The 23,696-nt window shown below is 70.3% G+C and carries 24 protein-coding genes; 15 read left to right on the top strand and 9 right to left on the bottom strand.

Annotated features, from left to right (window positions below):
• The first annotated feature begins 194 nt into the window (after positions 1 to 194).
• The 4 genes from OG892_RS20225 (at position 195) to OG892_RS20210 (ending at position 3,162) form a co-directional block, all read left to right on the top strand.
• Complete coding sequence (locus OG892_RS20225; protein ID WP_073736335.1) at positions 195 to 1,091, top strand: LysR family transcriptional regulator; 897 nt, start codon at positions 195 to 197, stop codon at positions 1,089 to 1,091.
• A 63-nt stretch (positions 1,092 to 1,154) separates the two neighbouring features.
• Entirely contained in the window at positions 1,155 to 1,634 is a 480-nt protein-coding gene (locus OG892_RS20220; protein ID WP_073736334.1) for an NUDIX domain-containing protein, read from the top strand.
• 107 nt (positions 1,635 to 1,741) lie between these two features.
• Positions 1,742 to 2,269, top strand: coding sequence for a DUF2269 domain-containing protein (locus OG892_RS20215; protein ID WP_073736526.1), 528 nt, complete (start codon positions 1,742 to 1,744; stop codon positions 2,267 to 2,269).
• 5 nt (positions 2,270 to 2,274) lie between these two features.
• On the top strand, positions 2,275 to 3,162 hold the full coding sequence (locus OG892_RS20210; RefSeq protein ID WP_371629886.1) for a GNAT family N-acetyltransferase: 888 nt from the start codon (positions 2,275 to 2,277) through the stop codon (positions 3,160 to 3,162).
• Positions 3,163 to 3,376: 214 nt separating this feature from the next.
• On the opposite strand, the gene OG892_RS20205 is transcribed toward OG892_RS20210, so the two are convergent.
• Positions 3,377 to 4,588 (bottom strand): MFS transporter, encoded by a 1,212-nt coding sequence (locus OG892_RS20205; protein ID WP_328866261.1) that lies wholly within the window; start codon positions 4,586 to 4,588, stop codon positions 3,377 to 3,379.
• Positions 4,589 to 4,729: 141 nt separating this feature from the next.
• Here OG892_RS20205 and OG892_RS20200 point away from each other — a divergent pair, with 141 nt between their 5' ends.
• The 3 genes from OG892_RS20200 to OG892_RS20190 are packed head-to-tail and all read left to right on the top strand — an operon-like array spanning position 4,730 to position 6,879.
• Positions 4,730 to 5,188 (top strand): MarR family winged helix-turn-helix transcriptional regulator, encoded by a 459-nt coding sequence (locus OG892_RS20200; RefSeq protein WP_073733208.1) that lies wholly within the window; start codon positions 4,730 to 4,732, stop codon positions 5,186 to 5,188.
• A gap of 47 nt (positions 5,189 to 5,235) precedes the next feature.
• Positions 5,236 to 5,688: a GNAT family N-acetyltransferase gene (locus tag OG892_RS20195; RefSeq protein WP_328866263.1), complete on the top strand. Its 453-nt coding sequence runs from the start codon at positions 5,236 to 5,238 to the stop codon at positions 5,686 to 5,688.
• A gap of 27 nt (positions 5,689 to 5,715) precedes the next feature.
• The gene (locus tag OG892_RS20190; RefSeq protein WP_073733210.1) at positions 5,716 to 6,879 is read left to right on the top strand and encodes a winged helix DNA-binding domain-containing protein; all 1,164 of its coding nucleotides are present in this window, start codon (positions 5,716 to 5,718) and stop codon (positions 6,877 to 6,879) included.
• Positions 6,880 to 6,919: 40 nt separating this feature from the next.
• Here the strand turns inward: OG892_RS20190 and OG892_RS20185 are convergent, their stop codons facing one another.
• Positions 6,920 to 8,302, bottom strand: coding sequence for a serine hydrolase domain-containing protein (locus OG892_RS20185; protein WP_371629885.1), 1,383 nt, complete (start codon positions 8,300 to 8,302; stop codon positions 6,920 to 6,922).
• A gap of 182 nt (positions 8,303 to 8,484) precedes the next feature.
• On the opposite strand from OG892_RS20185, the gene OG892_RS20180 reads away from it, so the two are divergent.
• Positions 8,485 to 9,240 carry a dienelactone hydrolase family protein gene (locus OG892_RS20180; RefSeq protein WP_371629884.1) on the top strand — a complete coding sequence of 252 codons (756 nt, stop codon included), beginning with the start codon at positions 8,485 to 8,487 and terminating at the stop codon, positions 9,238 to 9,240.
• 55 nt (positions 9,241 to 9,295) lie between these two features.
• The gene (locus OG892_RS20175; RefSeq protein WP_328866266.1) at positions 9,296 to 9,703 is read left to right on the top strand and encodes a Rid family hydrolase; all 408 of its coding nucleotides are present in this window, start codon (positions 9,296 to 9,298) and stop codon (positions 9,701 to 9,703) included.
• 27 nt (positions 9,704 to 9,730) lie between these two features.
• Here the strand turns inward: OG892_RS20175 and OG892_RS20170 are convergent, their stop codons facing one another.
• Positions 9,731 to 10,432, bottom strand: a complete 702-nt coding sequence (locus OG892_RS20170) for an N-acyl homoserine lactonase family protein (protein ID WP_371629883.1) — start codon at positions 10,430 to 10,432, stop codon at positions 9,731 to 9,733.
• A gap of 181 nt (positions 10,433 to 10,613) precedes the next feature.
• Positions 10,614 to 11,294 carry a TetR/AcrR family transcriptional regulator gene (locus OG892_RS20165; RefSeq protein WP_073733712.1) on the bottom strand — a complete coding sequence of 227 codons (681 nt, stop codon included), beginning with the start codon at positions 11,292 to 11,294 and terminating at the stop codon, positions 10,614 to 10,616.
• 123 nt (positions 11,295 to 11,417) lie between these two features.
• On the opposite strand from OG892_RS20165, the gene OG892_RS20160 reads away from it, so the two are divergent.
• From OG892_RS20160 to OG892_RS20150, 3 genes are all read left to right on the top strand, one after another.
• Positions 11,418 to 12,527, top strand: a complete 1,110-nt coding sequence (locus tag OG892_RS20160) for an FAD-dependent oxidoreductase (protein WP_371631662.1) — start codon at positions 11,418 to 11,420, stop codon at positions 12,525 to 12,527.
• Between the two features lie 143 nt (positions 12,528 to 12,670).
• Positions 12,671 to 13,480, top strand: a complete 810-nt coding sequence (locus OG892_RS20155; protein ID WP_371629882.1) for an alpha/beta fold hydrolase — start codon at positions 12,671 to 12,673, stop codon at positions 13,478 to 13,480.
• Positions 13,481 to 13,583: 103 nt separating this feature from the next.
• Positions 13,584 to 14,372, top strand: coding sequence for a helix-turn-helix domain-containing protein (locus OG892_RS20150; RefSeq protein WP_371631661.1), 789 nt, complete (start codon positions 13,584 to 13,586; stop codon positions 14,370 to 14,372).
• Positions 14,373 to 14,401: 29 nt separating this feature from the next.
• Here OG892_RS20150 and OG892_RS20145 read toward each other — a convergent pair whose 3' ends face one another.
• From OG892_RS20145 to OG892_RS20130, 4 genes are all read right to left on the bottom strand, one after another.
• Positions 14,402 to 15,532, bottom strand: coding sequence for an NADAR domain-containing protein (locus OG892_RS20145; RefSeq protein WP_371629881.1), 1,131 nt, complete (start codon positions 15,530 to 15,532; stop codon positions 14,402 to 14,404).
• Positions 15,529 to 16,131: a TetR/AcrR family transcriptional regulator gene (locus tag OG892_RS20140; protein WP_371629880.1), complete on the bottom strand. Its 603-nt coding sequence runs from the start codon at positions 16,129 to 16,131 to the stop codon at positions 15,529 to 15,531. Before OG892_RS20140 ends, OG892_RS20145 begins: the two co-directional genes overlap by 4 nt.
• A 63-nt stretch (positions 16,132 to 16,194) precedes the next feature.
• A complete protein-coding gene (locus tag OG892_RS20135; RefSeq protein ID WP_371631660.1) occupies positions 16,195 to 17,109 on the bottom strand; it encodes an HD domain-containing protein in 915 nt (304 codons plus the stop codon).
• Positions 17,110 to 17,278: 169 nt separating this feature from the next.
• Positions 17,279 to 18,163 carry a LysR family transcriptional regulator gene (locus OG892_RS20130; RefSeq protein ID WP_073733219.1) on the bottom strand — a complete coding sequence of 295 codons (885 nt, stop codon included), beginning with the start codon at positions 18,161 to 18,163 and terminating at the stop codon, positions 17,279 to 17,281.
• Positions 18,164 to 18,434: 271 nt separating this feature from the next.
• Between OG892_RS20130 and OG892_RS20125 the strand changes: the two genes are divergently transcribed.
• Together OG892_RS20125 and OG892_RS20120 are read left to right on the top strand one after the other, a co-directional pair.
• Complete coding sequence (locus tag OG892_RS20125) at positions 18,435 to 19,568, top strand: M20 family metallopeptidase (protein WP_371631659.1); 1,134 nt, start codon at positions 18,435 to 18,437, stop codon at positions 19,566 to 19,568.
• Positions 19,569 to 19,716: 148 nt separating this feature from the next.
• Positions 19,717 to 20,211 (top strand): hypothetical protein, encoded by a 495-nt coding sequence (locus OG892_RS20120; RefSeq protein ID WP_327337969.1) that lies wholly within the window; start codon positions 19,717 to 19,719, stop codon positions 20,209 to 20,211.
• 183 nt (positions 20,212 to 20,394) lie between these two features.
• On the opposite strand, the gene dnaB is transcribed toward OG892_RS20120, so the two are convergent.
• Entirely contained in the window at positions 20,395 to 21,855 is a 1,461-nt protein-coding gene (gene dnaB, locus OG892_RS20115; RefSeq protein ID WP_063624777.1) for a replicative DNA helicase, read from the bottom strand.
• Between the two features lie 477 nt (positions 21,856 to 22,332).
• Here dnaB and OG892_RS20110 point away from each other — a divergent pair, with 477 nt between their 5' ends.
• Positions 22,333 to 23,670, top strand: coding sequence for an MATE family efflux transporter (locus OG892_RS20110; RefSeq protein ID WP_073733220.1), 1,338 nt, complete (start codon positions 22,333 to 22,335; stop codon positions 23,668 to 23,670).
• The last annotated feature ends 26 nt before the right edge of the window (positions 23,671 to 23,696 follow it).

The raw sequence follows: 23,696 nt of genomic DNA, 5'->3' as shown, positions 1-23,696 counted from the left end.
TGCGGTACGGACGGCCCGAGCCTCCCCCCTCGTGGCTCGGACCGTCCCGGCCCTCCGCGTTCCCACGCGAAGCACCGCCACGACAAGGCTAGTTGACTCTGAGTCAGTGTCCAATCACAGTAGCCGCAGCGGCCTATCGACATATTTATGGTTGTCGGGGCCCGACACGTCGCGGCAGTGGGAGGGGACAGGACATGGACCTGGCCCTGCTGCGCACGTTCGTCACCGTGCACCGGGCCGGTTCGTTCACCCGGGCCGCCGCTCTCCTCGGCCTCTCCCAGCCCGCGGTGACCTCGCAGATACGCACGCTGGAGCGGCAGCTGGGCCGCCCGCTCTTCCTGCGCCGGGCCCGCGGCGTGACCCCGACCACGATCGGGGACGAGCTCGCGCACCGGGCCGCTCCCCATCTGGACGCGCTGGTGGAGATCGCCGAGACGGAGCTGGACGACGAGTCGGGCGTCCGGACGCTGCATCTGGCGGGTCCGCCGGAGTTCACCTCGCTGCGGGCGCTGCCCGCGCTCGCCCCGCTGATCGCCCAGGGCCTCGCCCTGCGCAGCTCGTTCTCCGCGGACACCGACGAGACGCTGGAGGGCCTGGCCGCCGGGCACCACGACCTGGCCATCGTGACGGCCCGCCCGCGCGGCGGGCTGCTCACCGCGACCCCGCTCTGCGACGAGGAGCACGTGCTGATCGCCGCGCCCCGCTGGGCCGGGCGGCTCGGACCGGGGACCCTGCGGCGAAACGGCCCGGTGGTCCTGGAACAGCTGCCGGTCGTGGAGGTGCACGAAAGCCTGCCGCTCGTCTCCCGGTACTGGGCCGCGGTCTTCGACACCCGGCCCGCAGCCGCCGGGGCCGTCATCGCACCGGATCTCCGGGCCGTCCTGGAATGCACTGCAGCGGGCGCCGGGCTGGCCGTCCTGCCCCGCTATCTCTGCGAGGGCGCGCTGGAACGAGGCTCAGTGGTGGCACTCCTCGATCCTCCGGTGCCACCACTGCGCACCTACTTCCTCGCCGCGCGGACGGGCACGCTCGCCCTGCCGCATCTCGCTCGCGCGCACGAGTGGCTGCTGCGCGCCGCAGCCGACTGGTGACCGCAGAGCGGTCCGGCAGCCCTCAGGTGTTTCAGAAGGGGTCCAGCGGGCCACTCTCTTGCCATGACCGAACGCCCCGTGGTCAAGCGCACCGCACGCGCCATCCTGCTCGACGGCAACGACCTCATCCTGATCAAGCGCACCAAGCCGGGGGTCGACCCCTACTGGGTCACGCCGGGCGGCGGGGTCGAGCCCGAGGACGCGACCGTAGTCGACGCCCTGCACCGCGAGGTGGACGAGGAACTCGGCGCCAAGATCACCGATGTGGTCCCCTGTTTCGTCGACACCGTGGAACACATCGAGGGCAGCGGGGTGAAGGGCGTCAAGGTCCAGCACTTCTTCGTCTGCCGGCTCGACTCGATGGACCTCTCGCTGCGTCACGGGCCGGAGATCGACGCCCCCTGCGGGGAGTACGACGTCGTCCGAGTGCCGTTCAGCCGGGTCGGCATCGCCGCCGTACACCTCGTGCCCCTGTCGCTGCGGCATTACCTGGACGGCAACATCGAGGGCGTCCGGGCCATGCACGCGACCGACCTGGGCTGATCGGGACCGGGCGGAGTCCCCACGCGGCCGGCTACGCCGAGGCCCGTACGGACGGATACTCCCCCGGGCAGATGACCGGCCGGGCCGCCCCCGGCACCGTGTTTCACGTGAAACCACTCAAACGCCGCCCCCGCAGAAGCCTCCTTGTCGCCCACGTCGCGGTCTCCGTCAGCTGGCTCGGACTCACCGTTGGTCTGCTGACGCTGGCCCTTGCCGCCTTCGCGACCGGGGACCCGGCCACCGCGCAGGCCGCCACCCGCGCCATGAAGATCTTCAGCGACTGGCTCGTCGTACCGGTCGCGCTGCTCTCCCTCATCAGCGGCCTGGTCCTGTCCCTCCGCACCCGGTGGGGGCTGGCGCTCCACCGCTGGGTCTGGACGAAGTTCTGGCTCACCCTGATCACGACAGCGCTGTCCGTCCTCTCCCTGCGCCCCGGCATCAACGAGGCAGCGGAACTGGGCAGGGCCGACATCAACCTGGTCGTCGCCCCGTCGGTGGCCACGGCGACCTATCTCTTCATCACGGCCGTCTCGGTACTGAAGCCGTGGGGCCCCACCCGGCGCGGCCGGAGGCTGCGGATCTCGGCCAGTTCCGTTAAAGCGGTGGACGAGCGATCATCGCGTCGGACAGCCTGACCCTCATGCCCAGCTCACTGCCCCGCCCGCTCGCCGGCCTACCCGTCCGGCGTCTCACCCGGGACGATCTGGTCCCCTGCGCCGACCTCAGCGAGGACCGCGGCTGGCCGCGTGACGAGCACCGCTGGGGGCTGCTCCTGGCGGCGGGAACCGCTCTCGGTATCGACGATCCGGACGGCAAGGGCCTGATGGCCACCTGTGTGGTGACCTCCTACGGCCCCCGCATGGCTGCCATCGGCATGATGCTGGTCGCCGAGCGGTACGCCGGGCAGGGGGTCGCCCGGTACCTCATGCACGAGACGATCGGGACGACCGACGGCGTCCCGCTCAGCCTCTACGCGACGGCCGCGGGCCGGCCGCTCTACGAGAAGCTCGGATTCACCGCGGTGGGCAGCGCCCAGCGCGTGAGCGGGCATTTCCGGCCGGCTGCCGGCACCGGCGGTCCGGACGCGACGGATCGGCCGGGCCGCACGGTCCGTCCTGCCTCTGCCGGGGATCTGCAGGCCATGCTCCGGCTGGACGCGGACGCCTTCGGGCTCGACCGGACACACCTCCTGACCCGCCTCCCCGCCTTCGCCGACCATCTGCGGGTGGCCGAGGACAACGGCGAGCTGATCGGCTACGCGGCGCTCTGGCCGAGCGCCGACAGCCATGTCGTCGGCCCGCTGATCGCACGGGACACAGCCGCGGCGAAACTGCTCGTGGCCTCGCTGGCCGGGGCGACCGAGCGGCCGCTGCGTGCCGACATCGACGCCCGTCACCAGGAGCTCCTGGACTGGCTCGGGGAACGCGGTCTTGAGCCCGGTTCCGAGACCACGGTGATGAGCCTCGGGGACCGGCAGCCGGGGGACTGGACGCAGTGCTTCGCACCGCTGAGCGTGGCGACGGGCTGACGCCCGGACGGTGCCCCGGACCGGAGATCCGGTCCGGGGCACCGCTCCCACCGGGTCAGTTGTCGAACCAGACGGTGAGCCGGACGCTCTCGCCGCCGTGCACGGCGACGAGGGCCATGTGCGGAGATTCTCCGGCCGCACGGGAGCTGACACCAAGTGAATTACCTTGGCCCTCAAGGAAGATGAGGACTCGTACGGGGCGGAGGGGCTGAGGTCAGCGCCGGGCCGCGGTTACAGCGGCCGGCTCCGGGAGGTGGGCGGCGACGGGGCGGCTCCGGGTGGCCGTGCGGCGTTCCAGGCGGCTGGAGACGACGGCGAGGACCAGGGCGGAGGCGGCCAGGACCGCGCCGACCCAGTTGGGCGCGGTGTAGTCGAGACCGGCCGCGATGACGATGCCGCCGAGCCAGGCCGACAGCGCGTTGCCGAGGTTGAAGGCGCCGATGTTCACGGCGGAGGCGAGGGTAGGGGCGCCCGCCGCCTGGTCGAGCACCCTCTTCTGCAGCGGGGGCACGGTCGCGAAGCCCAGGCCACCGATGAGCACGATGGTCACGGCTGCCGCGATCTTGTTGTGCGCGGTCAGGGTGAACAGCGACAGCACCACGGCCAGCGCCCCCAGCGACACGTACAGCAGGGGCATCAGGTGGCGGTCGGCGAATTTGCCGCCGAGGAGGTTGCCACCGACCATGCCGAGTCCGAACAGGACCAGCAGCCAGGTGACCGAGGAGGCCGAGTAGCCGGCGATCTCCGTCATCATCGGCGTGATGTAGGTGATCGCCGCGAAGACTCCGCCGAAGCCCAGCACCGTCATCGCCATGGCGAGCAGGACCTGCACATTGCGGAACGCGGCCAGCTCGTGCCGGAGCCGGACGCCTTCGGCGCGGGGCTGCTCGGGGACGAGCTTGGCGACGCCGAGCAGGCCGATCACGCCGAGGGCGGCGACGAGGAAGAACGTGGTGCGCCAGCCGGTGGTCTGCCCGATGTAGGTGCCCAGCGGAACGCCGACGACGTTGGCGACGGTGAGTCCGGTGAACATCATGGCGATGGCACCGGCCTTCTTGTGCGGGGCGACCAGATCGGCCGCCACGACCGATCCGATGCCGAAGAAGGCTCCGTGTGCGAGCGAGGCGATCACGCGGCCGGCGAGCATCACACCGAGGACGGGGGCGGTCGCGGAGACCACGTTGCCGATGACGAACAGCCCCATGAGGATCATCAGCATGCGTTTACGGGTGACCCGGGTACCGAGCACGGACATCAGCGGGGCCCCGAGGACGACCCCCATCGCGTAGCCCGAGACGAGGTAGCCGGCGGTCGGGATAGAGACGTGGAAGTCCGCAGCCACCTCCGGGAGCAGTCCCATGATCACGAACTCGGTGGTTCCGATACCGAATGCCCCGATGGCGAGAGCGAGGAGCGCTAGCGGCATGGGTGACCCCTTCCCTGGAGATTGCATCTGCGCCTTACGAGCGTTCACAATAATTGCAGGCGCTGGTTAATTGCAAGCGCGGGCTATTGCGTGGGTCGCCTATCCTGTACGTAAGCAGCTCCAGCACGGAGGAGAGACACCATGACCGCGACGGACCCGGCACTGACCGCCCTCTCCCAGGGCTGGTGCGCGCTCTCCCTGCTCCACGGGAAGATCGAGGCCCATATCGAGCGCGCCCTGCAGAGCCGGCACGACCTCAGCGTGCGGGAGTACTCGCTGCTGGACGTGTTGAGCCGGCAGCACAGCGGACCGGGCGGACATCTGCAGATGAAGCAGGTGGCCGACGCCGTCGTGCTCAGCCAGAGCGCCACCACGCGCCTGGTCACCCGCCTCGAGGACCGCGGTCTGCTGACCCGGTACCTCTGCGACACCGACCGCAGGGGTATCTACACCGATGTCACCGAGGCCGGTCTCACCCTGCTCGCCGAGGCCAGGCCGACCAATGACACCGCTCTGCGTGCCGCACTCGACGAGGCCGCCAAGGACCCCGAGCTGGTGCCGCTCGTACGGGCGGTCGAGGAGCTGAAGGTCCCCGTGTAGGCCGATTGCCGCCGCACGGCCCGAGGCCACTGCGTAGGCTGCTGATCATGAGCGATCTGGACATACGTGCGGCGGGCATCGACGACCTCCCCGAGATCGTGGCCATGCTGGCCGACGATCCGCTGGGCGCCGAACGCGAGTCGCCGGACGACCTCACGCCCTATCTGGCAGCCTTCCGGCGGCTGGCCGGGGACCCGAACCAGCACCTGATGGTCGCCGCGCGCGCGGACCGGGTCGTCGGCACCCTCCAGCTGACGGTGATCCCCGGCCTCTCCCGGCGAGGCTCCACGCGCTCCGTCGTCGAGGGCGTCCGCGTACACAAGGACGAACGCGGCAGCGGACTCGGCACCCTGCTGATGCGGTGGGCGGTGGACGAATCCCGGCGCCAGGGGTGCCGACTGGTCCAGCTGACATCGGATGCGAGCCGTACCGACGCGCACCGCTTCTACGAACGGCTCGGCTTCGTCGCCAGCCATGTGGGCTTCAAGCTCGCTCTCTGACCGCACCCGGCAGCCGAGGGGCCGACGATGCACCACATCAGCGACGAACAACGCCGCATCAGGCTGGCCGGGCGCCATCTCCTGGCGCCCGCCACGCGGGCCGGTTCCCCGGTGGCCGTGGCCGACGCCCTCGTGGCGCTGCACGCCACCGACGCGGCCACCGTCTTCCTCTCCGTGTGCGCCCGGCTCCGCACGCCGGACGTCGCCGCGGTGGAGAAGGCCCTGTACGAGGACGTCTCGCTGGTCCGGCTCCTCTCCATGCGCAACACGCTCTTCGTCGTGCCGGAGGCGCTGGCCCCGCGGATCGAGGCGACGAACGCCCGCGCGGTCGCGGCCAAGGAGCGCCGGACCCTCCTGAAGCACCTCGCGGAGGACGGCCAGGGCCTGGACGAGCGCTGGCTCGACGCCACGGAGCAGGCCACCCTGGCGGCCCTGACCGCCCGCGGGACAGCCACGGGCAGCGAACTCTCCGCCGCCGTACCCGCCCTGCGCACGAAGATCACGGTCTTCCCCGGCAAGAAGTACGAAGCGGTGCAGGGCGTGACGACCCGGGTCATCCGCATCATGGCCGCCGAAGGCCGGATCCGCCGGGACCGGCCCCGTGGGTCCTGGACGTCCAGCCAGTTCCGCTGGACGGCGGCCGAACCGCGACCGGTTCCGGCAACCGCGGAGGCGCAGGCGGAGCTGGCCCTGCACTGGCTCCGCTCCTACGGACCCGCCTCAGAGGCCGACCTCAAGTGGTGGACGGGCTGGGGGCTCGGCCAGGTCCGCAAGGCGCTGGCCGCCGTCGGAGCCGAGGAGGTACGGCTCGACGACGGCTCAGCCGCCTGGGTCGCCCCCGGAGACACCGCGTCCGAACCGGCGCCGGAGCCCTGGGCGGCGCTGCTGCCCGCGCTCGACCCGAGCGCGATGGGCTGGGCCGACCGCGGCTTCCACCTCCCCGCCGAACACCGGGCAGCCCTCTTCGACCGCTCCGGCAACATCGGCCCCACGGTGTGGTGGGACGGCCGCATCGTCGGAGGCTGGGCACAACGCGCCGACGGTGAACCGGTCTGGCGACTCCTGACCGACACCGGCCGGGATGCCGCCTCGGCTATCGAGGAAGAGGCATCCCGGCTGGCGGGCTGGGTGGGGGAAGCGCGGATCACACCGCGCTTCCGCACCCCGCTGGAGCGGGAGTTGACCGCCTGAGCCGTCCGTCCGCTGCCATGTTTCACGTGAAACAGGACGCTCAACTTCCCAGTCCGCGCCACCCGTTCTCGTCCACTCCGCCCGGAACGGCCGCCGCGGGATCGTACGGTTCGCGAGTGAAGACGAACGAACCCAGGTCCAGATGGTTCACGCTGCCGTCGTCGTTCCGGACGATCCGCAGCGTCTCCCCCGCGTAATAGCCGTCCAGCCCGATCCAGGTGCCGTCCGGCCGGGCGGTGAACCGAGCGCCGCGGCCGTCGCCGCGGAGGCCTCGGAGTTCCAGTCCGCGATCGGCGTTCAGGCGCAGGACGTTGGGACGCGTACCCCAGTACCAGGGGCCGGTCAGCGCGAGCAGCTCCGCGTCCACCTCGGGCAGCGGGCGCCAGGGCTCCGGGATGCGGGGCTCGGCCTCCGCGACGATGTCCACGAGGTCAGCGGCCACCTCACCGATCGGTGGCCCGGAGGTGACGTTGGCGAACACCACCGCCGCCACGTCCTCCTCGGCGCAGAACCACAGGGTGGCCAGGAATCCGGGGAGCGACCCGGTGTGCCCGACAAGCGTGCGGCCCTTCCTGTGGATCACCTGGAGCCCCAGACCGTAATTCCCCTCCCAGTCCCCCGGATCAGAGGGTGCGGACGGCGCCTTCATCTCCGCCACGGAGGCGGCGCAGAGCACCCGGTCGTCTCCCTCGGCGAGGAAGGCGGCGAACCGGAGAAGGTCGGCGGTGGTGGACCAGAGCTGACCGGCCGGAGCCATCAGTCCGAGGTCCTCGGCCGGCTCGGGCAGCATGGCGTCCGCCCACGGGTGGACGGCCCAGCCACCGGCATGCGGCGCCTCCGGCCCGGGACTCGTACGGTGCATGCCCAGCGGCTCCAGGAGCTCACGCTTCAGGACCTGCGCCCAGGACGCCCCGCGCACGGCTTCGATCAGCGCTCCGAGCACCGTGTATCCGGGGTTGGAGTAGTGGTGACGACGACCAGGTGTGTGCATCCGGGTCTGCTCACCGAGCACATCCGTGAGCTCGGGCCGCAGACTGCCCGGCGTCCGTTCCCACCACGGAGCGGGCGACTCCGCGCCGAGCCCCGCGCTGTGGCCCAACAGCTGGTGAATGGTGACCTCGCCCAAACCCGTTCCGGTCAGGTGCTTCTCCAGCGGATCGGCCAGATCCAACAGCCCCTCGTCACGCAGCCGCAGGACCAGCACCGCGGTGAACGTCTTGGTGAGGGATCCGATCCTGAACTGCGTGTCGTCATCGGGGGCGTGGCCGTCGACACAGGTGCGGGCGCCGTTCCAGACGGTCTGCCCCTGCCGCCGGACAGCGGCGACGACGGAAGGTGAACGCCCGTCGGACTGGGCGGTGGCGATGCGGTGCAGCAGGGCGCGCCGCGTAGCCGGAAGCAACTCTTCAGCAGGAGTGGTCATCGTCAACAACTACCGCCCCGGCCCGTACCGGGGCCAGCTCATTCCCGGGCCCGCACGGACCCGGCCGGGCCAGGAGGGCCGCCAACAGCCCTTGAGGCCTTCTGGGAGGGGGCATCCGGCGGTGTTCCGCCGAGGGTGAAGTCCCGCCCGGCCGGGCCCGGAGATCACTACAGTCCAGTCATATGACGACGGTTACCACGCGCACGGTCGAGTACCCGGCAGACGGACTGACGATGATCGGGCACCTCGCGCTCCCGGCCGGCACCGACCGCGCACCCGCGGTCCTGCTCGGGCCCGAGGGGCTCGGCCTGACCGACATCCAGCGCCGCCGTGCCGACGCCCTGGCCGAGCTGGGATACGTGGCGCTGGCCTTCGACATCAACGGCGGGCGCTGTTTCGAAGACCCCCAGCAGATGCTGGCGCACGTGACCCCGCTGCTCGCCGCCCCCGACCGGATGCGGGACATCGGGCACGCGGCGCTGGACGTGCTGCGCGCCGAACCACGGACCGATCCCGACCGGATCGCCGCCATCGGCTACGGCACCGGAGGCATCATCGCGCTGGAACTCGGACGCGACGGAGTCGGCCTCCGCGCGATCGGGACGGTCAACGGACTGAACACGGGCCGGCCGGGCGAGGCGGCACGCATTCACTGCCCGGTATGGGCCGGCGTCGGTTCGGAGGACCCCATCATGTCGTCCGCCCAACGCGACGCGTTCACCGCCGAGATGCAGGCCGCGGGCGTCGACTGGCGCCTCGTCGTCTACGGCGGAGCCCTGCACGCCTTCCACCATCCGACGGTCGCCCACACCGTGCTCCCCGGCGTCGGCCACCATCCGCTGCACGCGGGGCGAGCCTGGCGCGACGTCCTCGACCTGCTCGCCGAATGCCTGCCTCTGGGGGAGCCGGCCACGGCAGCGGGACGGTCGGCGGCATGACACGGCAGGCGGGGCCTCCGTCCCGCCGCACCGAACGGGAAAGGACCCCGCCACCATGGCTCGTGCCATCACTCTGATCCGCTCCGACTCCCTCTCCGACGTCGCCGAGTACGCCTACGCGGCCACGGCGCCCGCCGAGGCCCGCCTGATCTTCCTCGCCGGGTCGTGTCCGCTGAACGAGGACGGCTCCACGGCGGCGATCGGGGACTACGCGGGCCAGGCGGCGAAAGCGATCGAGAACATGCGGACCGCTCTCGCCGCCGCGGGCGCGTCTCTCCAGGACGTGATCAGCACCCGGGTCCTCGTCGCGTCAGCCCGCCAGGAGGACCTGGTGACCGCCTGGCAGGTGGTCCGCGACTCGTTCGCCGACCATGACGTCCCCAGCACCTTGATGGGTGTCACCGTGCTCGGCTACAAGGACCAGCTCGTCGAGATCGAAGCCGTCGCCGCCGTACTCGATTGAGCCCTGTACTCCCGGACTCCCGGCTGCTCAGCAAGGCGGCTCCCAGACCGAGCAGTCGTGCGCGAACAGCACACGCCGTGGATCGAACTCCAGGAGCCGCCCCAGCCACGGCCTGTACGTCGGAAGCGGCTGCTCCAGACCTTGGAGTCCGGCGTGGTGAGCCAGCTGATCGGCTGCGAAGTGGGACGCGAAGTCGTGTGCCTGTCCGGCGAGGATGACGGTGCCGTCATCCTGCCGGACCACCAGTGACTGATGACCGTCGGTGTGGCCAGGGGTGGGGATGATCCACACTCCTGGCCAGACCTCGGCTTCTCCGGAGATCTCCTCGTAGGTCGCACCGGGGAAGTCGACGAGTTCGTCCACGGTGTAGTCGCCTCGACGTGCGGCGGCCAGTTCCACGTCCTGCACCAGGATCGGCCTGCCGCCCAGCAGCGGATTGCCCCCGCAGTGGTCGAAGTGAAGATGGCAGTTCACCACCAGGGACACATCCGAGAGGGAGACTCCGGAGGCTGCGAGCGCCCTCCGCAGTTCTCGGCGCTGTGGGCGGTAGTGGGCTTCGGTATCAGGACCGGCGTCACCGATACCGGTGTCGAAGAGGATCAGCCCCTCGTCACGTCGGACCAGGTAGGCGAGTACGGATTCGACACGCGGCTGAGGGCCACCGCTCTCCGACGCGGGCCGGACGAAGTACCCCAGGTCGAGGCGACGAACCGCCGTGTTGTTGCTCATCCGGTCATGCTGGCAGGGAACTGCCGCCGTCCCAGGGGTGTTTGCCGACGGCGTACAGGGGCGTGCAGCGGGAGAGGGCGGACGGGCCGGACAGCGGGGACACGGCGGAGTGTGCGGCGAGAACCTCATCCGTGGCGAAGCCCTCATCCGTGGCGAAGCCGCCACGCCCTCCGGCCGCGCGTCACAGTGAGAGGCGGGCCTCGATGCCGTCGAGCAGGAAGTCGAGGCCGAGCCGGAAGGTCTGATCGGCGTCCAGGTGGGCGGCATCGCGCACCACCGTGGCCAGCGCGGGGAACCGGCCGGTGGCGAACGTCCGCTCCAGATAGGGCCCGAGCGATGCCTGCCAGCGCTTCTCGTCCATCCCGGTGGCCCGTTCGGCACGCCGCTCGGCGTTCTCCCGGCGCACCGCGCCGATCACGTACGCGTTGACCGCGGCGACCACCGGCATGGTGGCGTCCAGGCCGATGTCGCCCAGAGCGGCCACCACTCTCTCCCCGCCGGCCAGCGCGTTCGGGCCGAGCTGGGGCCGGCCGCCCAGTAGATCCGCGAGCCATTCGTGCTCGTGAGCGGCGTGCCGAGTGGCTTCGGCAAGAGAGCGGAGCACCTCGCGCCAGCCGTCTCCGGCCGGCCGGATCTCGGCATGGGCGGCGTCGACCATCAGGTCGAGCAGCTCCTCCTTGCCGGCGATGTAGCTGTACAGCCGCATCGGACGGACATCCAGAGCGGTGGCGACCTTGCGCAGCGACACCGCGTCCAGGCCGTCCGCGTCGGCCAGCCGGATCGCCGCTCGCACGATGTCCTCCCGGCTCAACGGCACCGGTACCGGGCGATTCGGGGGCTCCGGCCTCTCCCACACCAACATGCCGCTCATAATACATCGCATCGAGCGATACAGTGTATCGGCCAGTACGGCGTATCAGCGTGTTCGTGCATCAGCGTGTTCATGCATCAGCGTGTTCGTGTATCGAAGGGGAAGAGCATGCCCATGACCATGACCATCGTCGGAGCCGGCCCAGGCGGCCTGGCCCTTGCCCGGGTGCTGCACGTGAACGGAATCGACGCCACCGTCTACGAACGGGAATCGTCACGGGACGCACGCGGTCAGGGCGGCATGCTCGACATCCACTCCGGCCAACGGGCGCTCCGCGAGGCCGGTCTGATCGACCGGTTCCACACGCTGGCCCGGGGCGCGGGGCAGGACATGCGCCTCCTGGAGCCCGACGGCACCCTGCTCCTCCAGGAGGACACGCCCGACGACGCCCCGTCCGAGCGCCCCGAGATCGACCGCGCCGATCTGCGCGACCTGCTGCTGGACTCCCTCCCCGAGGGGACGGTGCGATGGGGGCACGCCTTCGAGTCCGCCGGCAGCGGCCTGCTGCGCTTCGCCGGAGGCGGCAGCGCACCGTATGACCTGCTGGTGGGCGCGGACGGCGCGCGGTCCCGGGTCCGCCCAATGCTCACCGACGCCCGCCCGGCGCACATAGGCCAGAACGTCGTCGAGATCGGCATTCCCGACATCGACCGCACGCACCCCGACCTCGCGGCGATGGTCGGGCGCGGCAACTACTGGGTGCTCGGCAACGGAATCTCCCTGGCGGCGCAGCGCAACGGCGACGGCCGGGTTCGCATCGGCATCAGCTTCTACAACACCGCGGAGGACTGGTTCGCCACCAGCGGTATCCCGTTCGACGACCCGGCCGCCGCCCGTGCACGGCTGATCGACCTGCTCCCCGGCTGGGACGCGCGGTTCACCGCGCTGATCGCGGCCTGCGACGACACGGTCGTACCGCGCTCGATCACCACGCTCCCGGCCGGCCTGACCTGGCCGTCGGCGCCGGACGTCACGCTGCTCGGTGATGCCGCGCATCTGATGCCGCCGGTCGGAGAGGGCGCCAACATGGCACTGGTCGACGGCGCCCTGCTCGGCCTCGCGCTGGCCGCGCACCCGGACGACGTACCCGCCGCCGTCAAGGAATACGAACGCGAGATGTTCGAACGCACCGCTGCCGCCGCCCGGATGTCCGCGAGGATGCAGGAACTGCTGATGTCGCCGGACGCCGGCCGGCGGATGCTTGAGTTCTTCCAGCCCGACTGAGGGCGGGGGCCCGCGCCTCCCGCCCTCAGCAGCGGGAGGGGCCGCGCCTCGTCACTCGATGACCGGGCGGCATGGGTGGGACAGCCCTTGGCGACGACATTTGTACAAGACCGATCGCCGTCCGCACAGGCATCGTCCCGTACATGGGACATGAAGGCGTCACGCACTCGCACGGGATGCACGTGGTCCACCACGGCCCGCGGCAGGCCCCGCCGCTGCTGCTCATCCACGGATCGGGATCCTCCGGCGGCTCCTGGAGACCGGTGGTGCCGGCCCTCTCCGCGCGGCACCACGTCATCCGGGTCGACCTCTCGGGGCACGGCCACTCCCCGCCCGCGCCGTCGTACGACGTGCCGGAGCAGGCGGGCCGCCTGGCCGCGGTGCTCGACGAGCTCGCCCTCGGCCGGGTCACCGCGGTCGGGCACTCCAGCGGGGGCTACATCGCCACCGCGCTCGCCGAACAACGCCCGGACCTGGTCGGTTCGCTCGCGCTGATCAGCAGCGGCCCGAGTCCCGACGCGCTCCTTCCTCAGCCCGCCGTCCTCCGGGCGCTGATCGCCCCGCCGCTGGGCCGGCTCCTCTGGTCGATCCGCTCGGACTCGATGCTCCGCAGGGGGATGACCTCGGTGTGCAACCGCCCGGTGGAGATCCCGGACGAACTGATCGCCGAGGCCCGGAGCATCGGCTACCGCACGTTCAGGACCGTGCTGCGCCGGAACACCGCGTACATCGCCGAGCGGAGCGTGCCCGAGCGCCTCGCCTCCCTCGACGTCCCGGTCCTGGTGATCTTCGGCGCGGCCGACCGCCGCTGGGACCCGTCTTCGGCACACCGCTACGAGACGGTGCCGAACGCGCGCGTCGAGCAGCTGCCCGGCGTCGGGCACCTCCCCATGCTCGAAGCGCCGCAGGAGACCGGCGAACGGCTGCTGGCCTTCGCGGCTGCCCACCGCTGACACCGCTCGCTACCCTGGTGCCGTGTGGACCACCGGGTCACCCGACTGGACATCAGTGGAAGTCGCCGTTCCACGGAAGTCGCAGCGGCTTCCCGGCATCACCATGGCCGGGTTCGCCCAACGCGTCCCGGCGCTCGTGGACATCACCATGGTCGCGCACCCGTCGGTCACCCTGTTCGTGGACCTGAGCGAGGGAGCCGGCCCCGCTTACGACGCCCACGGGCGGCGCGAACGCGGCAGCGTCGTCGTCGGACTGACCCCGGGAATCCTCCGGGTCAGCGGCCCGGAGACCGAACAGTGCCGGTGCCTCCAGATCCGGCTCTCGCCGATCGTGGCGGCCACGGTGCTCGGCGCGTCGACCGAACTCGTCGGCTCAGTGGTCCCGCTGGCAGACGTCTGGGGGCGCGACGCCGGGCGGACCGAGGACAGACTGCGCGCCGCCACGTCGTGGGACGAGCGGTTCACGATCGTGGCGGACGTCCTCGGCCGGCGACTGGACGCCCGTCCACCGCGCGACCCGGAGGTCGCCGCCGCCTGGTCGCGGATGCTCAACGGCCGGGGGCAGGTACGGGTGGACGATCTGGCGGGCGAGTTGGGGTGGAGCCGTAAACGCCTCTGGTCCCGCTTCCGGTCCCAGGTCGGCCTCACCCCCAAGCTCGCCGCCCGGCTGGTCCGTTTCGACCACGCCGCTCACCTGCTCGCGGCCGGTGACGCCGCCGCTACGGTGGCGGCCGCGACCGGCTACGTCGACCAGTCCCACCTCCACCGCGAGGTCAGGGCGTTCACCGGCGTGACCCCCACCGCCGTTGCCGCCGCGCCGTGGCTCGGGTTCGACGACGTGGCGTGGCCGGGTTCCTCCGCCGGTCCGCCGCAGTCGGAAGGTTCGCCGTAGCGGACAGACGCGGTCCGCACGCCTGCCCCTCAAGTCCGGAGAGCCTGCTGGGCGACGAGCTCGGAGCGGGTCAGCTCAAGCAGCCGCCCCATCCAGTTCCGTCCCCGGCCGTCGGAATCATCCCGCCAGAAGGGCGAGTCCGACAAGCCGGTGTAGCTGATCCTGGCGTCCCCCGTGGAGAGGAGTACCTGGGCGGGTCCGGGGTGCTGCGTGAACTTCGCGCGAAGCAGCCCCGCCATGACCGCGAGCCGTACGTCCGGCCAGTCAGTCCGGTGCGCCGCCCGGCCACCCCGCTCATGCGCCTCCCGACCGGACGCCGCATCCCGGATCGCGGCGCTGTCCGAGGCATCGGCCGCTGACAGCGCCCAGTATCCGTGGAGCACGGACGCGTAGGACTCGCCGGCGAACGTGATCTGCGCCGGGAATTCGTTGCGGAGCATGAACAGCCCCGGCTGTTCGGGCCAGCCCCGCGGGTAGACGGTCTCGTGCGAGGTGAGCACCGCTCGGCCCGGCCCAGAAGGGTCGTCGGCGTGCAGGACGGCCTGCCGCTCCTGTTCGCTCCGGACACCCTGGTCTCCGCGGTTGAAGTAGTCCAGGGCGTCCCTGTGCCTCTCCGCCGTCACTACGGGTCCATCGCCGTCGACGGCCTCACCGATGTCCGTGAGCAGGATCCGCAGAGGACGGTCCTGACGGTCCATGTCCCCGAGCACGTAGATCCGCAGATGCGGTGGAACCGCCAGGTACGCCGCCCGGAGCAGCGCCCGACCGGACTCGGTCGGCTCCTGCTGAAAGCGGCGGATCGCGTCCCAGCAACGCTCGTCGGCAGTCGGCCGCTGGTTGAGCGCTTCGATGCGGTCCGCGACCTCCAGAAGAAAACCCTCCGGAGTCAGCGGCTCGCCACGACGAGAGGCCCACTTCGACGGTTCGTCGGGAAGCACTGGAGTCGTGGAGTTGCTCACCGCGAGCCGGCCCGCCGCGAGCAACTTCTCCAGGCCGGCCAGGTCCGTACGTTCTCCGCAGGTGATCGTTCCGTCCGCGAAGACGATCAGGTCGTCGAGGTAGTACTCACCGTCCGGTAGATACCTCCGCCAGATGTGAGACCAGGCCCCGTCGATCCTCTCTCCGTCCACCATCCTGTACGTCGGTCCACGCCAAGTCATGGCCGCACGCTACCGCCTGACCGTGAACCGTCACGGCCGGCCGATCTCCAGGGCGACGGAGCCGCCACCCGCCCGGCGTGCCCGCCCGAGCAGCAGGTCGCACGGTCGAACAGCTCGACCAACTCCTCTGCGTACGACGCCAGATCGAGGTCGGGTTCGGAACGCAGCAGGAACGGCAGCCCGTCGATGGAGCGCTGGATCGTCGTCGCCATCACGAAGCTGTCGAACACACGGAACTCACCCGTACGCTGCCCCTCCGCCAGGACCCGCCGCACCGGGTCGACCGCATCGCGCTCGTCGCCCCCGCCGTAACTGCGCCCGCCGTCCTCGGCCCGGTGGTCCAGGAACACCGACATGAGCGTGCGCATCCGCTTCGGATGCTCGGCGATGTAGCCGGCCAGCGCGCGGATGTACGCGTGCAGCGCTTCGCGGGGCCCGGTCGCCGCACGGGTGCGCTCGGTCATGTGCCGGGTGATGTCCGCGTACGCCTCCGCGACAAGAGCGGCGATCAGCTCACTCCTCCCGGCGAAGTGATACGAGATCAGCCGGTTGCTGCTCAACCCGGCCCGTTCCGCGATCCGGGCGAACGTAGGCTGCACGTAACCCAGTTCAACAAGGGGGCCGAACGCGGCCGGGCATGGGGAACCGGTCGGCCCTCGTGGTCAGCCCTTTGTCCCGGGGTCGATCCAGTCGAGTACGGATACGAGGAGGGCCTGGAGTTCTTGCTCGGTTCGGAGGTCCCGGTGCACGGGACGGTGGTCACCGCTGCCGAGGTCCACGAAGTCGAGTTCGGCTTCACCACTGTTCCAGACGGTGATCCGTGTGACCCGGTCCCCGGCCTCGACCGTCAGCCATGAGCTGTTCTTGAGCCGGCCGTCTTCTGGGGAGTGCCGCAGTTCAGCGCTGATCCCACGCGTGCGGAGACCCGCTCCGTTCCTGGCGAACCATGTCGCGAGCGCGTCCGGGAGGTCCGGCAGTCGACGGCCGCTCCCGACTGTCGGGTAGGACATCTGGAAGGCGAGGCGTTCGTCGGCCTGGTCACCGATGCGGGCGAGCACGCTGTCCAGGTCGAGGAACTCCTCCCAGACCGGCCTTCCGCTCGCCGCTGCGAGTCGGGCGACGACAAGGTCTTCGAGTTCGGGGACCCGCTTGTTCTTCCAGATCTTGTCGGCCAGGCTGACCAGGAGGTCTTCCATCCCGGCCTCTTCGGTGGTCCAAGCGGCGTGGGTCGCGGCGAAGCGTGCCATGACGGAATCGACGCCCTGGGCCATCAGCAGCTCACGGCCGGCTTCTTCGTGCTGCGAGCCGGCCGCGGACAACTCGGCGGGGTGCAGAGTCTTTCCGATGTCGTGGGTCGCGGCTCCGAAGAGAACGGCCTCCGGGCTGATGCCGAGGTCGAGGTCGCGTCCAGCGATCCATTCCAGGAGCTGCCCGGCCACGTCATGGACTGCTCGCAGATGGGCGACCAGACGTGGCGGGGCGTCAACGTTGTGGAGCACGTCGGCTGCTGCGATCGGCAGTGGACGCAGCAGGGGCTGATTCGTGTCCTGGAGGGCGATCGCCAGTACCGAGGTCATCACCGCGACAGGCTAGTCGCAGCGGTCACGGAACGCGCATCCTGGACGCGCTCAGCGGGTTCTCAGCTCCCTGTCACTTCCTCGACGGATCCGGCCAGGTCATGTCCGGGGATCATGCCGTGCCCCGGTGTCGCCACAAGGGAGGCCGCAGCGGCCTGGAGCCGTTGGTTCAGTCAACGGCGTCGTGCAGCAGGTCCCTCAGTGTCAGCGCCGCCGGCAGCGGGGCTGCAGGCAGCGCCACATGGACGGTCCGGCGCAGGGCCGGGTCGGTGAGGCGGCACAGGACGAGTTCGTCGGGGACCGCCCGGGCGGCCAGCGAGGGGACCAGCGCCACCCCAAGTCCGGCGGCGGCGTAGCCGAACTTCCCGGTCCATTCCGCGATCCGGATGATCTTCCTGGGGGTGAAGCCCGCCCGTGCGCAGGCATCGGCGAGCATCGTAGGACGGTCGCCGTACGCGCTGTGAAGCCATGCCTCGTCCCGCAGTTCACGCAGGTCGACCGATGGGGCTCCGGCCAGGCGGTGCGCGCGGGGGAGGGCCACGAACAGTTCGTCCTCGCACAGCATGGTCGTCGTGACACCGGCAGCCGACGGCAGACCAGACGGGTAGTCGCTGACGACAGCAAGGTCCAACGCCCCGTCCTGGAGGCGTTCCATCAGCGTGTCGGTCCAGCCCTCGACCGCGATGACCTCGACATCCGGCTTGGCGTGCTGGAGTGCCCGCAGGGCGGTGGGCACGAGCGAGATGTTGGCAGTGGCGAAGGCTCCCGTGTGCAGCAGTCCGCCGTTCCCCGCGTTCAGCACGGCCAGCTCCCGGGCCGCCCGGGACAGCCGGTCGAGCACCTCCACGGCGTGCCGGTGCAGTGTCCGGCCGCGGGGATTGAGCCGTACGCCCCGAGGGAGCCGTTCGAACAGCGGGCCGCCCGCCTGCTGTTCCAGCGCGGCGATCCGCCGGGAGACCGCGGACTGGGTGTAATTGAGCCGGACCGCCGCCTTGGTGAACGATCCGGCCTCTGCCACGGCCACGAGCAGCCGAAGTGCGTCGACCTCGAACACGTCTCTCCCCTTTCACGATCCTCCGGGCATCGCCCGTCTTCCCACAACCCATTCTCCAGGTGCATGGGTCCCATGCAATCCAGTCGCTGGTGGAATGCCTTGGCCCGCCCTAACGTCGGTCACGCGGCGGGACTTCGCAGCGGGAACGGCCCCGCCGCACCAGTGCCCAGGACGTCCGAGGGGGAAATGTGTTGTCACGACGGTTAGCACGACCAGGAGTTGGCGTGGAGCGGGACCGATGACCCGGGGGGCCGCAATCCTGCTGCCGGCGATGCTGGCCGATCTGGCGGAACTCGTGCGCTGCGAGTCCTTCTCTGCCGACCACGCGGCGGTGGCGCGGAGCGCCGAGGTGGTGGGCGCGCTCGGGACGAGGCTGCTGGGGGCCGGGCCGGAGACGATCGTGATCGACGGTGTGACCCATCTGCGGTGGACGTTCGGCACCCCTCGGGTCCTGTTGATAGGACACCACGACACGGTGTGGCCCATGGGGTCGATCGAGAGCCACCCCTGGTCGGTGACCGACGGGATCGCCCGCGGCCCAGGGGTCCTGGACATGAAGGCGGGCCTGGTGCAGATGTTCCACGCCCTGGCCTCGCTTCCGTCCTTGGACGGGGTGGGCGTACTGGTCAACGGGGACGAGGAGGTCGGCTCGGCGACCTCCCGGCAACTGATCGAGGAATCCGTGCGGGGGTGCGCGGCCGCCCTTGTTCTGGAACCGTCCGCGGACGACGAGGGTGCGCTCAAGACCGCCCGCAAGGGCACTTCCCGGTACGAGGTCGTCGTACATGGCAGGGCGGCGCACGCCGGTCTGGAACCGCAGAAGGGGATCAACGCCGCGGTCGAGGCCGCTCACCAGGTGCTGTCCATCGCCGGTCTCGGGGCCGCGATGGGTGCCGTCGACAGCACCGACTCCGGCCTGGGCTCCGCGACCGTCACGCCCACCCTGCTGTCGGCCGGCAGTGCGGGCAACACGGTGCCCGCACTGGCACGGGTCTCGGTGGACGTGCGCGTGCCGACCTTGGTGGCGCAGGACCGGGTCGACGCCCTCATCCGGGGTCTCACGCCGCGGGCGCCCGGCGCCCGCCTGGAGGTGCTGGGCGGCAGGCGACGACCGCCCATGGAGCCGGGGTCCTCCGCCGGACTGTTCGCCCTCGCCTCCCGGCTCACCGCGGAACTGGGCGAGGAACCGCTGCGAGGGATCGCCGTCGGCGGCGCCTCGGACGGCAACTACACCGCGGCTGCGGGCTGTCCGACGCTGGACGGCCTGGGCGCCGTGGGCAGTGGCGCTCACGCGGACACCGAGTACGTCAAGACCGCGCGGATGGTCCCCCGCGCCCGTCTGCTCGCTCAACTCATCATGCGGACACAGCACCGGCCCGACCGTGACCGGCGTGACTCCGTGTGAAAGACGGCTGGGCCCCCCTCCCGGCCCATCGAATCCGGCGATGCCGCTACCGCTGTTGCCGCCGTCCCGTCAGCCGCACCTGGACGGCTGACGGTTGGTCCGAATCCATGGGGAGATCATGGCGCTGTGCCGGAGGAGACGATTAATCATGCGACAGGGCGTGGACGGGCTCGGCCTCGGCGAGCGTCTCGGTAGTTATCCCATCGCGGGAGTGGGAGGTGCTCTGGCACAGATGGCGCAGCGGGTCGGGCTGGTGCTGTACGCCGTCCTGATCATCTGCTTGGCAGCCATCACGCCCCCGGCGGCATTCGCCAAGGGCGCCGTCATGACAGCGGTGGTGTTCGCCCTGTTCGGCCTCATTCGGGCGTGGCGTCACATGTCCGCCAGATCGGGACTCAGGCGATGCTACGTCTACACGGACGGCCTGGTCGTCACCAGTCTGTTCGGCGGCGTGCGGGACGCGGTGGCGTGGAGCGAGGTGACCGTGCTGAACCGGTCCAGCGGCGCGTCGGTCTTCATGACCTTCCACCGGGTCGAGATCGCACGGCACGGCCTCAGGCCCTTGGCGTTCCTGGCGCTGGGTCTGAAGCCCCCCGTGGTGGACGCTCTGCTGAGCCAGTTGGCCAAGAACGGTATTCGCTGAGAACGGCACGCGACTACCGAGTCGATACCGTGGCGGACCCTGACGATGCGTGGCCGCAACCACTGCCCCGCAGCCTTGTCGCCGGACAGGGGGTTCGTCCCACCGCGCTGTCCCCCGGGCCGGACAAAGGCCACCGTCAACGAGAAGGGGACAGTGGAAATGCGAGCCTGCGACGCTCTCCGGTCAGGTCTGTGCCATGTCCACGAAGCGCGAGTAGTGTCCCTGGAAGGCGACGGTGATCGTCGCCGTCGGACCGTTACGGTGCTTGGCCACGATCAGGTCCGCCTCGCCCGCTCGCGGTGACTCCTTCTCGTAGGCGTCCTCGCGGTGCAGCAGGATCACCATGTCGGCGTCCTGCTCGATGGAACCGGACTCACGGAGGTCGGAGACCATCGGCTTCTTGTCCGTGCGCTGCTCCGGGCCACGGTTCAGCTGGGAGAGCGCGATGACCGGCAGTTGGAGCTCCTTGGCGAGGAGCTTGAGGTTTCGGGACATGTCAGAGACCTCTTGCTGACGGCTCTCGGCACGCTTCGAGCCACCGGACTGCATCAGCTGCAGATAGTCGATGACCACCAGCTTGAGATCGTTGCGCTGCTTGAGGCGACGGCACTTCGCCCGGATCTCCATCATGGAGAGGTTCGGGGAGTCGTCGATGTAGAGGGGGGCGGCGGAGACGTCCGGCATCCGTCGCGCCAGCCGGGTCCAGTCCTCGTCGGTCATGGTGCCGGAGCGCATGTGGTGGAGCGCCACCCGCGCCTCTGCGGACAGCAGTCGCATCGCGATCTCGTTGCGGCCCATTTCCAGGGAGAAGATCACGCTGGGCAGATTGCTCTTGATCGAACAGGCCCGTGCGAAGTCCAGGGCGAGCGTGGACTTACCCATGGCGGGCCGGGCCGCGATGACGACCATCTGGCCGGGGTGGAGGCCGTTGGTCAGGGCGTCGAGATCGGTGAAACCGGTCGGTACACCGGTCATCTCCCCGCTGCGGGATCCGATCGCCTCGATCTCGTCGAGCGCGCCCTCCATGATGTCGCCGAGCGGCAGGTAGTCCTCGCTGGTCCGCTGCTCGGTGACGGCGTAGATCTCGGCCTGTGCCGAGTTCACGATGTCGTCCACATCGCCGTCGGCCGCGTATCCCATCTGCGTGATCTTCGTGCCCGCCTCGACGAGCCGCCGCAGGACGGCACGCTCATGAACGATCTCCGCGTAGTACGAGGCGTTGGCCGCGGTCGGCACCGACTGGACCAGGGTGTGCAGATACGGGGCTCCGCCCACCTTGGTGATCTCGCCGCGCTTGACGAGTTCGGCCGCCACGGTGATCGGGTCGGCCGGCTCGCCCTTGGCGTAGAGGTCGAGGATCGCCTGGAAGACGGTCTCGTGAGCGGGGCGGTAGAAATCGTGGCCCTTGATGATCTCCACGACATCGGCGATGGCGTCCTTGGACAGGAGCATGCCGCCGAGGACCGACTGCTCCGCGTCGAGATCCTGGGGCGGCACCCGCTCGAACTCCCGGGAACCGCCTTCCCAGCCGCCGCTCTCCCGGCCGCGGTCGTGCTGCTCACCGCGGTCACGGCCCTCGCCCCGACGCTGGCGGGAGACGGGCAGCCGGTCGCTGGGGCCGGTGTCGGCCCAGGGGTCGTCCAAGGGCTCGGGGATACTCATCCGGCCGCCTCCTCCCGTCCGCTCCGCGGACCTAGCCGTGCCACTCTTTCTTACGGCACGGCACCGACAAACAAGACGCCCGACTCCGGTTGCGGTGTGTCGGGTTCTGCCGGGTTTCCAGGCCGAAACGGGGTGGGGGCGCCGCACCACGTTAGGCCTCGGAGCACCGTCAGCCAATCTGGTTATCCACAGGGCATGTGGACGACGGACCAGATGCTGTGGAGAACCACGCAGAACCTGTGCACGGACCGGGGGACAGCACTGTGGACAAACTCATAGCACCCCCACCATCACCCGTCTGACCTGCATGTTTCTCATCCACCGACTGTGGGGGAGAAAAACTTTCCGAGTCGGCGCAAGATCACGGCAACACACACGCAGCAGAACGCCGAACTCCTCCACATGTAAGGATCAATAGGGGATTGCATCTGTTACCTGTGGAAGATTAGATTGGCCCCCATGACCCAGGCACCGGCGAGCCCGCCACCCAGTCGCCGTCGACACGACCGCGAGATCATCGCACTCGCGGTTCCCGCCTTCGGCGCGCTCGTGGCCGAGCCCCTTTTCGTCATGGTCGACAGCGCCATCGTCGGCCATCTCGGAACCCCTCAACTGGCCGGCCTGGCTGTCGCGGCAGCCCTCCTGACGACCGGCGTGAGCATCTTCGTCTTCCTCGCGTACGCCACCACAGCGGCGGTCGCCCGCCGGGTCGGTGCCGGGGACCTGTCCTCCGCGATCCGCCAGGGCATGGACGGCATCTGGCTGGCGATCCTGCTCGGCCTCGCGGTCATCGCCCTGACGCTCCCCCTGTCCCCCTGGCTCGTGGAGGTCTTCGGCGCATCCGACACCGCGGCCCCCTACGCCACCACCTATCTGCGGATCTCCAGCCTCGGCATCCCCGCCATGCTCGTCGTGATGGCCGCGACCGGGGTGCTCCGGGGCCTGCAGAACACCCGCACCCCGCTTTATGTCGCCATCGGCGGTTTCACTGCCAACGGAGTCCTCAACGTGGGGCTCGTCTACGGCGCCGGTCTCGGTATCGCCGGATCGGCCTGGGGCACGGTGATCGCTCAGATCTCGATGGCCGCGGCCTATCTCGTCGTGGTGGTCCGCGGCGCCCGACGGCACGGCGCCTCCCTGCGGCCCGACGTCGCCGGCATCAAGGCCAGCGCCCAGGCCGGCGTTCCCCTCCTGGTCCGTACGATGTCGCTGCGCGCCGTCCTGCTCATCGCCACCGCCGTCGCCGCCCGGCTCGGCGACACCGACATAGCCGCGCACCAGATCATCCTCTCGCTCTGGAGCCTGATGGCCTTCGCGCTGGACGCCATCGCCATCGCCGGGCAGGCCATCATCGGACGGTACCTGGGAGCCGATGACGCGAAGGGCGCACGCGAGGCCTGCCGCCGCATGGTGCAGTGGGGCATCGCGTCCGGCGTGCTCTTCGGGGTACTGATCATTCTCGCCCGGCCGCTGTTCGTGCCGCTGTTCACCAGCGACCAGTCCGTCCAGGACACCCTCTTCCCCGCCTTGCTGGTGGTGGCCCTGACCCAGCCGATCTCCGGGGTCGTCTTCGTTCTGGACGGTGTGCTGATGGGTGCCGGAGACGGCCCGTATCTGGCCTGGGCCATGCTCGTCACCCTGGCCGTCTTCGCCCCGGTGGCCCTGCTGGTTCCCGCCCTGGGCGGCGGGCTGACAGCGCTGTGGTGTGCGATGACGCTGATGATGGCCGTTCGCATGGCGACACTCTGGCTGCGGACCCGCTCGGGCAAGTGGCTGGTCACCGGCGCTGCTCGCTGAGTCCCCCGGCCGCACTCGTGCCTGTT

The sequence above is a fragment of the Streptomyces sp. NBC_00341 genome (assembly GCF_041435055.1).
GTDB lineage: Bacteria > Actinomycetota > Actinomycetes > Streptomycetales > Streptomycetaceae > Streptomyces.
Note: the sequence above shows the minus strand (reverse complement) of the source record. Positions and strands in the feature narration are given on the sequence as shown.